The organism is Christensenella sp., from assembly GCF_034927525.1.
GTDB lineage: Bacteria > Bacillota > Clostridia > Christensenellales > Christensenellaceae > Christensenella.
On record NZ_JAYFPU010000196.1, the window covers coordinates 1 to 9424 of the forward strand.

A 9424-nucleotide genomic window follows, 5' to 3' on the forward strand; every position below is an offset into this window, starting at 1 on the left:
TTGCTCATGCTCTGTTTCGATCAGCTTCACAGTAGCGATCACCCGCGCTACAAACGCGAGGTAACCAGTCATATCATGATCCTGGTTATAATCCTTGAAATATGGCGGCGCAAACACGACGTCCGGTCGTGCGATGCGGTATGCGTCCACAAATTTCAGACGCGTTTTTTCGTTGTCAAACAAAAATTCATCCGGCTCGTCAAGCCAGATCAAGTGCGCCCCGATGAGGTCGCAGGCTGCCTGCGCCTCTTTGTGACGCAGGGCGCGTATTTCGTCCTTGCCCATCTGGACAGAACCGATATTGCCGGTTGTGGCAATCCACAGAAAAATCTCGTCTCCCCTTGCCGCCATCTTGGCAAGCGTTCCCCCGCACCGGAATTCAATATCGTCCGGATGTGCTCCAAATGCCAATACTCTCATTTCGTTTCTCCTTTGCGTTGCGATTAAACAGCCTTTTTTTACGGCAGCATCTTATGTGGCTCTGCCACGCCGATCGGCCATGTTTTACATAGCTTGAATCCTTCCGCATATTTGATCCCCGAACCGGTCTGGTAGGCAAAATGCTCGCACGTCCTTATCATTCCCTTCAGAACATCAACGCCGAAAATGTCGCCACACCATTCCTCATTCTGGGATTTATGCCGTTTCCACATCGTTATTTTTGTTTCCATTTCCTCTGAAATATCTACATAATAGTCCGGCATAAATTCCATTTGCCCTGTTGGCGGGCAGAAAAACATGACCGGGATCTTTTCTGTCGCTTCATGTTTTGTTTCGATCAATTTGATAGATGCGTTGATCCTTGCGATAAACGCCATATATCCGTTGATATCATGGTCGGGATTATAGTCGCTCATTTTCCATGTGGTGAATATCACATCCGGCCGCGCTTCGCGCACCGCGTCGATAAATGCGTCCCGCACCTCACGCGAGTCGATCAGGTATTCGTCGTCAAAGCCCATCCAGATGAGCTTCGCACCGATCACCGAGCATGCGTCGATCGCTTCATTGTGCCTTAAACGCGCAACTTCTTCTTTTGTTTTCGCGGTCATAGAGCCAATGTTCCCGTTGGTTGAGATCGCAATAAATACTTCGTGCCCCATTTTGGCATATTTGGCAAGTGTTCCCGCGCAATAATATTCACAATCGTCCGGATGCGCGCCCATAAACAGAACTCTCATAGCTAATGTCCCGCCTTTCCTGCCGGACAAGCGGGCTATAGCAAGATGCCATAACCCGCCTCTGGCAGTTTTTTCGTTACTGGTTCATGTACTCTACAACTTTAGTGATCTGTTCTGCAAACGTTCCATCGAACTTGTTCTCAAAGAACGCGCCGCCGATCGTGAACGCCCATGCGCCCGTCGATTTGACTTCATCGAGACGCTGGTAGCTCTGTATGCTGCCGGCAAGACAGATCGGTACATCCATGCTCTTTACAAACTCGCTGTTGAGTTTGACCGCGTCGCCCACATAGCGGTAGCCAAGAAGATCAAATCCTTTGATGTTCTTGTTTTCCACCAGATCCTGCGCTTCGGCGATGATCTCTTCGATCGTTCCGTCGAGCACGCTCGGGCGTCCAGAAAGCTTTCCGACAAACGGCAGGTATTCTACACCGCTTTCGCAGAGCATATCGCGTACCGAGTCAAAATACAGCGTACCCATCAGTGCATCAAAGCCACATTCCACACCGATTTTTGCTACTGCGAGGCAGCCCTCCTCCGTGTAATCCACGACTTCGAGGAATGTTTTCTTGCCTGCCTCCTTCATTTTTTGCACAAGAATCTTCATCTCAGGGATCGGAAGTCCAACTTCCTTAAATCCCCAACATGTAGCAGGTGCATCCTTCGCCGCTTCGAATACTTCGATTGCGTTCTCCACTGTCCTGTCGTTGTGCGTGAGCATTACGATTAACTCAGGTGCCTTATTCATTTTTCAATTACCTCATTTCAAATTTAGCTGCTAGTTTCTCCTACTCTGTTTTACCAGACATGTATTCATCCAATGTAACAGTACTTGCCGGATAATAATGATCGAACATTGCGTCAACGTTGCTTGCATCTACGAATTGATTTTCATAGAAGATAGCCGCCGGAATGTCCTCCACGCCGTTTAAGATATTGACCATCTGGATCATGCACCAGTTGGCGGACGTGATACCGGAATAGCATGCGGAGCCGAGAACCGAACCGTCTTTGATACCTGCAAGGATCGGCTTGTCGTTATCGATCGAGGTAAGAAGAACGTCGCTCTTCGCTGCTTTTTTCGCATTGATCATACCAACTGTAGCTGCACTGTACAGGCCCCACGCGCCGATCATGTCCGGATTTGCTAGCAAAGCGCCTTCAAATGCGGTATAATGTTCTTCTGGGGACGTTCCTGTTAGCTCGATGAATTCTACATCGGGGTATTCAGCGAAAGAGTCCTTGAAACCTTTGGTACGGGTAGCGGCGTTCGGATGTACAAAGGGAAGCGACTGATAAACGACTTTTCCTTTGATCTCTTTTCCGTCTGCCTTCAGGGCGTCGATGAGAGCCTGCGCCGCCATCTGTCCTTCTTCGATACAATCGATCATAATAACTGAGTCTACATTTCCTGCGAGCGGCGGGTTCATCGAAACAACCGGAATGCCCGCTTTTTCAAGCGCGTCAAGCGATCCTTTTACGCCTGCGAAGTCGCACGGAGCGAGTATCACGCCGTCCACACCCTGCTCGATCCACTGCTCGATCGCCTGATCCTGCGCGCTCTGCTCATAGTTTGCATCGTTTACAAGCAGTTCTACGCCAGCTGTTTCAGCAGCTTTTTTCATTGTGTCAAGGATCATAGCGCCGACTTCGTCGATCGTGTAGTATACTGAGAAACCGATTTTGAATTTTTCTTTTGCTTTCGGGATCTCTGTCGTCATTTCGTCTTTGACCCTGACAACGCCGCCGTCTTCTCTGATGGTAACGTTACATTCTACGCCGAGGGGATTGTAGTAGGAGTTGATGTCGAAGACACCGTCCTTGATATAATCCGCTTCCACGTACTCAAAGTCCGCAGCGTTCGGGTTGTCCGATGCACCGGCTGCCGCCGATTCGGAAGGTGCCGCGCTGCTCGGTTCTTCGCTGGGTTCTGCTGCCGCGCTTTGCGAGGGTTCGCTCGAAGCGGCGGGTTCAGACGATGCAGCCGGTGCGGGTGCGCATGCTGCAAAGAGCATGAGTACGACCAGTACCAGGGCAACCAATGACATTTTTTTCATTTTCTTTTCCTCCGTTTGGTTTTTTATTTTGCGGCCCCTTATGAGGCCCAAATCATATCTCTTTTATCAAGCGAACGGAGGGAGTTACTCTTTTCCTCAGTTCGCGTTGAGGTAGTCCTGCAATGTGTTGCCCGGATAATAATGTCCGAACATTTCTTCCACATTGTCTTTTGTGACAACAATATTTTCCTGATAGGTGATGCCCGGAATTTCAGCGCCATTCAGCAGGTTGATCATATGGGACAGGGCGATCCGCGAACCGTCCACCGCGCTGTAGCACGCGCTTCCCAGTATTTCATCTTTGGAGATGCCCGCCAGGATCGGTCTGTCGTTATCAACAGACGTCAGCAGGATGTCCTCCATTTTTCCGGCCAGTTTGGCGTTGTTCATGCCAATGGTCGCCGAGCTGTAAAGCCCCCATGCGCCAAGCATTTCCGGGTTTGCCTGGATCGCGCCTTCGAATGCCGTGTAATGGTCCTCCGGCGATTCTCCCGTCAGTTCGATCAGTTCGATATCAGGATATTTTTCAAATACGCTCTTAAAGCCGATGATACGCGTTACTGCGTTCGGATGGACAAAAGGAAGCGTATTGTAGATAACCTTTCCCTTCATATCCGACCCGCTGTCAACAAGCGCTTTTTCCAGCAGCTCGCCTGCCAGTCTGCCCTGTTCGATGCAGTCATAGGTTACGATCGCATCCACATTGCCCGCCTGCGGCGGCGCATCCAGAGAGATGACCGGGATCCCTGCCTTTTCCAGCGCGTCCAGCGAAGCTTTTACGCCTGTGAAATCGCATGGTGTCAATATAACGCCGTCCACGCCCTGCAATATCCACTGTTCGATCGCCTGATTCTGCGAGTTCTGGTCATAGTCCGCATCGTTGATCAGCAGCTCGATGCCCGCTTCCGCGGCCGCGGCCTTCATCGCTTCTAAGTACATGGAACCAACTTCGTCGATCGTATAGTATACGGAGAACCCGATCGTATACTTTTCGTCCGGTGTAGGCATCTGCGCAACTGCGCCGTCTTTGATCTTGACGTCGCCGCCCGCAGAGCGGATGTCTACGCTGCATTCGATTCCGAGATCGTTGTAATACTGATTGATATCGGATTTTGTTCCTGCCTCGTTCACATACTCAAATGCGTCTGCATTTGTATGTACCTTTGCCTCTCCCGCCTCAGATGCGGGAGCATCTGTCGCCGCACTCTGCGAGGCAGGCGCATCGGTCGTTGCACTGGGCGTAGTTCCTCCTCCGCTTGCACATGCGCTAAACAGCATAATGCAGATCAAAAGCACTGCTATCAACGGTGTTTTCTTCATTTTTTCTCTCCTTTTCCCTTTGCTTATTTTTTGACGCTTTGCGTCAAATTGTAAGATTTTTCATTCAAAGGGAAAAGCTGGAAAAACATATCTTTTGAATGGTGTTTTCCGCTGTAATCACCGGAAAACAGTAAGAACGAAAAGGATTACCTATTCTTTCGTGGGAGCCGCTTCCGCAGGCATACTTTTTGCCGGCTTCGCCTTCAGCTTGTCCGGGCTCAAGACGTTCTGCATCAGTACCGCCAGAATAATCACGATTCCTTTTACAAGGATGATCACATGCGATTGTGCTCCAAGAATACTCATGCCGCTGTTGAGCGCCCCCATGATCAGTACGCCGCCCAGTGTTCCCCAAACCGTGCCATAGCCGCCGGCGATGATCGTTCCGCCGAGGACGACTGCCGCGATCGCGTCAAGAGCAAGGTCAGACCCGATGTCAGGCATTCCTGAGTTCATCAGCGCCGCTAAGATCAGTGCCGCAACGCACGCATAAAGGCCGTTTAGCGTAAAGGCGATCAGTTTGATGCTGCCTACGTTGATGCCTGCCACGCGGGCCGCTTCCGGGTTACCGCCGATGCAGCGCACATAAAAGCCGAACTTCGTACGCTTGTACAGGAACAACGTCAGGACAAAGAATGCGACCATAATGACGATCGGCGTGGGCAGAAAATCTCCGATCAAACCGTTTCCGAAGAAATCCGCAAAACCTTCCGCCGTGATCGGCGTCGGTCGTCCCTCAGATATCGTAAGCGCGATCCCCCTAAAAATGTTCATGGTCGCCAGTGTAACAAGGAACGCGTTGATCTTGCCTTTTACGATGATGAAACCGTTCAGCAGTCCCATACCCAGCGAAAGGGCAAATACGATAATGATCGCAAGAATCAGCGGTACGCCTGCTCCGAGCATCATCGCGAGCGTAACGCCCACGATCGCGGCCATCGATCCGACCGACAAGTCAAGGTCTGCCAGCGTAATGATGAACGTCATGCCAAAACCGACCAGCGCCACGTAACTCGCGCGTTTGATCATGTTCATTAAGTTTGCCGGCATAATGAATACCGGGTTCAAAATCGCGAAAACCACAATGATTGCGGCCAGAATGATCACTGTTTTGTATTTGGTCAAAAATCCCATCATACTTCTGTTTTTTCCAAGTGTTTCCATCGTTTTCCTCCTGCTATTTTGATTCCATTGTCGCGAGGCTCATGATCAGTTCCTGCGTCGCTTCACTTCTGTCTAAAATCCCTTTCATCACACCCTCGCGCATGACCATGATCTGATCCGTTACGCTGATGAGTTCGGGAAGCTCGGACGATACCATAACGATCGCAACGCCCTTTTCTGCCAGTTCCCCCATGATGTTGTATATCTCTGTCTTTGCGCCTATGTCAACGCCTCTCGTCGGTTCGTCGAACAATATGACGTCCGGCTCAAAGTCCATCCACTTTGCCAGTACAACCTTTTGCTGATTGCCGCCCGAGAGCGTATCCACACGCTGATCAATGTCGTTTAATTTGATTGAAAGCCGCTCTTTCTGGCGCTGCGCCATTTTTCGCATTGCCTTCCAGTCTATGTACCCAAACTTGGACTTTTTCTGTACGTTGATCATATTTGAATTTTCCATCACAGGCAGGCACAGCACCAATCCTGATTTTTTGCGGTCCTCCGTGACAAAAGCGATCTTATTTTTGATCGCGTCACGCGGCTCCGAAGGGTCGTACTCCTTGCCCTTCAAATACATCTTTCCGCTTGTGATCTTGCGGATTCCGAAGATCGCTTCAAGTATCTCCGTGCGCTTCGCGCCCACGATACCGCCAATGCCGAATATCTCGCCCGCGCGCACCTCCAGAGAAACCTCCTCGAACACGCCTTCGCATTTGATCTTGTCAAGCTTTAGTACGACGTCCCCAAGCTCTACTTCGCGTTTGGGATAGGTATTTGTGATGTCGCGGCCGACCATCATGCTGATCAGCTCTTTGTCCGTAATATCCTTCTGCTCGACCGTCTTTACAAGGTTGCCGTCGCGCAGCACCGTAATACGGTCTGCGATCTGTCCTATCTCCTGCAGGCGGTGGGAAATATAGATGACCGTAACACCCTCGTCGCGCAGGTTACGTACGATCTGCAGCAGTCTGTCCGCATCCTTTTGCGAGATCGACGACGTTGGTTCGTCCATCAGCACGATCTTTGCATTCGCAGATATCGCTTTTGCGATCTCAACGACCTGCTGCTGTGCGATGGACAGGTTGCGCACGAGCGCATCCGGGTCGATGTCCGGCTGTCCCAGTTTTTTGAGCGCTTCTTCCGCGATTTTACGGAATTCCGCCGTTTTGAGCGTCCCTCCGCTAAAATGATCCTGTTTGTCTATCACAATATTTTCCGCGACCGTCATATACGGGCACAGCGTCAGTTCCTGATAGATCGTATGGATAGACGCGTCGATCGCGTCCTTGGGCCGTTTGAAGGACATTTCCTTGCCGTCCACCTTAAGGCTCCCGCCCTTATCCTGTTTGTGATATCCTGAAATGATTTTGATCAGCGTAGACTTGCCTGCGCCGTTCTCGCCGAGCAGTACATGGACTTCGCCCTTTTTGAGCTGTAAGTCGATACCGCGCAGCACATTCACACCCGCGAATGTCTTTCCGATGCCGGAAAGTTCCAGTACATAATTCAAACTTTATTCCCCCTTTTACAAAATCCCAACCCTGCTGTAACCGTCGAAAGCCATTACCACAGGTTCTTCTGACAACTGCACCGCTTTTTTGACAGAACATACATAAATGCCGTGGTCGCAGCCGCCTACCACCTCGTCAAGCTCTAAGCTGAACGCGACCCCCGTTCCATCCGGCACCGGAACGTCAAACCCCTCGAGCTCGCTGAGCGCGATGCCAAATGCTTCTATTTTATCCGTGGTGCGCCCGCTTGTCGTGCAGCATTTGAATATCTTGTCCGCGATTTTTTCCGTCACAAAGCACAGGCTTGCCTTTTTTGTTGATTCTACGATCCCGCCTGTATAGCCCGAATCAGAAATGCAAAACACCATTTTTGCATCTCTTAGCGACGCGAACGTGATCCATGAAGCCCCCATGATGTTCACCCTGCCTGCATCGTCCTTTGTTACGATCGCTGCAAAGAGGTGGGGCGACGTTAATTTTGCGCTTGCTCCGAGTGTCAATTCTTTCATTTTTCTTCTCCTTTTCTGATGATTTGATTGTTAGAATTCCGTTTTTGAATGATTTTAGGTAACAACAAATACACAGCACCGGTGTGGGCATTCTTTTTTGTTTGTTCTGTTACCTAGAAGTCTGAATAAAATGAAAGCTGTTAAACTTGTTTTGCTTGTTCGAATTGATGCATCTGCTGTGATAACATCTCATAATTTTGGTACGCAGCATCAAAGCGCGCTGTTGCTTCCTTGTCTGGCAGGAACACCTTTCCCTGCTTTTTTATTTTATGAAACGCTTGCGCGGGATTTTTGATGTTGCCCATCGCAACGGCCGCATAAGCCGCCGCCCCCATCGCGGACGATTCGCTCACAACACCCTGTTCTATCAAAAGCCCCGTGATATTGGCCTTTAACTGCAGCTGCTTTTCCACCCGTGCGCCGCCGCCCACGGCATACAGCCCGCTTAAGTGCAGACCCGCCTGATCGAACGCCTGCGTATGCTGCTTTAGCTCGTAGCACAGCCCCTCGACGATCGCGCGTCCGATGTCTTCTCTCTTTGTGTCAAGATTTAATCCATAGATCATGCCCTGTGCGCCGGGGTCAAAATGCGGATTCCCGCTGCCGGAAAAGTGTGGGATCAGCAGCAGTCTGCCCGGATTTTCCGGATCCACCCCGCGCTGGAAAAATTCATAGAAGTCCTCCCCATATTTGCGGCATGTTTCCCACTCGTCACGGTCAATTACGTCGCGGTACCAGCGCACCACGCAGCCGGCTGTCACATTGACGCTGAACGTCACATATCCTGTGAATCCCGGATAACACGGCAGAAGGTTCTCAAGCATCTCGTCGGAGGTATTCGCGTCCGGCATCGCAGCGACGATCCCTTCGATCGTTCCCGCAATATCTACCGCCGTCGCGCTCTCCTCTTCATCGAGCCCCGCGCCCACCGCCGCACACACCATGTCGTGCCCGCCGCTCGCGATCTGCACCGGTCCTTTGAATCCCAGCCGTTTTGCAAGCTCTGCATCCATAAAGCCAAGCTTTGCCGCCGAAGGAACCGGCTGCGGCAACTGTGAAGCCCTTATAGGGATTTGCGCCAATATCTGCCCCGCCCAATCCTTTTTGCGGATATCGAGCAGCATCGTACGTGCCGCCTCGCTGTAGCTGACCGCTGGCGCAAGGCCGAACCTCTCTACCAGAAAGTCCTCGTAGGTCGCCCATCTTGCGACATTTTCGAACACTTCTTTCTCATGCTCCCTAAGCCACAGTATTTTGGCAAGACTGCCAAGATACAGTGGCGGCATCCCTGTCAGGTTAAAAAATTTTTTTGCCCCGCCGAAGGCTTCTACAAACGCGTCGATCTCCTGCTTGCCGCGTGCGTCGAAATCGACGATAGAGTAACGAAGCGCTTTGCCGTCTTTGCCAAGAGGGATGATCACGTCGCCGATTGCGGATACTGCCAACGCCTCCACAGGCTCCCTGCACATACCGTTTGCTTCGGTGATCACCTCACAAATACCGTTCCATACCGCCTCCGGATCAAGCTCCAGCCGACCCCCGCCCGGAAAATGGAGTTGATATTCGCGGTACGCCTGTGCGACCACGTTCCATTCCTTGTCGAATATCACGGCCTTACAGCCGGACGTTCCCATATCAACACCCATTAGCAGCATACGTTTTCCTCCGTCAGCTGTCCTTAA

The 9424-nt window shown here is 51.1% G+C and carries 9 protein-coding genes; all 9 read right to left on the reverse strand.

The genetic code is table 11. The features are described 5' to 3' along the window. The coding region (locus tag VB081_RS07995; RefSeq protein WP_323400296.1) for a PIG-L deacetylase family protein at positions 1–420 on the reverse strand (420 nt) is incomplete at its 3' end. Between the two features lie 38 nt (positions 421–458). Continuing rightward, a complete protein-coding gene (locus VB081_RS08000; protein WP_323400297.1) occupies positions 459–1181 on the reverse strand; it encodes a PIG-L deacetylase family protein in 723 nt (240 codons plus the stop codon). A 76-nt stretch (positions 1182–1257) separates the two neighbouring features. Beyond that, entirely contained in the window at positions 1258–1929 is a 672-nt protein-coding gene (locus tag VB081_RS08005; protein ID WP_323400298.1) for a hypothetical protein, read from the reverse strand. A 40-nt stretch (positions 1930–1969) separates the two neighbouring features. Beyond that, complete coding sequence (locus VB081_RS08010) at positions 1970–3238, reverse strand: sugar ABC transporter substrate-binding protein (protein ID WP_323400299.1); 1269 nt, start codon at positions 3236–3238, stop codon at positions 1970–1972. 96 nt (positions 3239–3334) lie between these two features. Further along, entirely contained in the window at positions 3335–4558 is a 1224-nt protein-coding gene (locus tag VB081_RS08015) for a sugar ABC transporter substrate-binding protein (protein WP_323400300.1), read from the reverse strand. A 150-nt stretch (positions 4559–4708) separates the two neighbouring features. After that, complete coding sequence (locus VB081_RS08020; RefSeq protein ID WP_323400301.1) at positions 4709–5722, reverse strand: ABC transporter permease; 1014 nt, start codon at positions 5720–5722, stop codon at positions 4709–4711. Positions 5723–5735: 13 nt separating this feature from the next. After that, a complete protein-coding gene (locus VB081_RS08025; protein ID WP_323400302.1) occupies positions 5736–7232 on the reverse strand; it encodes a sugar ABC transporter ATP-binding protein in 1497 nt (498 codons plus the stop codon). 15 nt (positions 7233–7247) lie between these two features. After that, complete coding sequence (locus VB081_RS08030; protein WP_323400303.1) at positions 7248–7742, reverse strand: flavin reductase family protein; 495 nt, start codon at positions 7740–7742, stop codon at positions 7248–7250. Between the two features lie 140 nt (positions 7743–7882). Further along, the coding region (locus tag VB081_RS08035; RefSeq protein WP_323400304.1) for an FGGY-family carbohydrate kinase at positions 7883–9424 on the reverse strand (1542 nt) is incomplete at its 5' end.

Excerpts from the sequence above, each read along its gene's own strand:
- VB081_RS08000 (WP_323400297.1), bottom strand. The coding sequence starts at position 1,181 with ATGAGAGTTCTGTTTATGGGCGCGCATCCGGACGATTGTGAATATTAT.
- VB081_RS08005 (WP_323400298.1), bottom strand. The coding sequence starts at position 1,929 with ATGAATAAGGCACCTGAGTTAATCGTAATGCTCACGCACAACGACAGG.
- VB081_RS08010 (WP_323400299.1), bottom strand. The coding sequence starts at position 3,238 with ATGAAAAAAATGTCATTGGTTGCCCTGGTACTGGTCGTACTCATGCTC.
- VB081_RS08015 (WP_323400300.1), bottom strand. The coding sequence starts at position 4,558 with ATGAAGAAAACACCGTTGATAGCAGTGCTTTTGATCTGCATTATGCTG.
- VB081_RS08020 (WP_323400301.1), bottom strand. The coding sequence starts at position 5,722 with ATGGAAACACTTGGAAAAAACAGAAGTATGATGGGATTTTTGACCAAA.
- VB081_RS08030 (WP_323400303.1), bottom strand. The coding sequence starts at position 7,742 with ATGAAAGAATTGACACTCGGAGCAAGCGCAAAATTAACGTCGCCCCAC.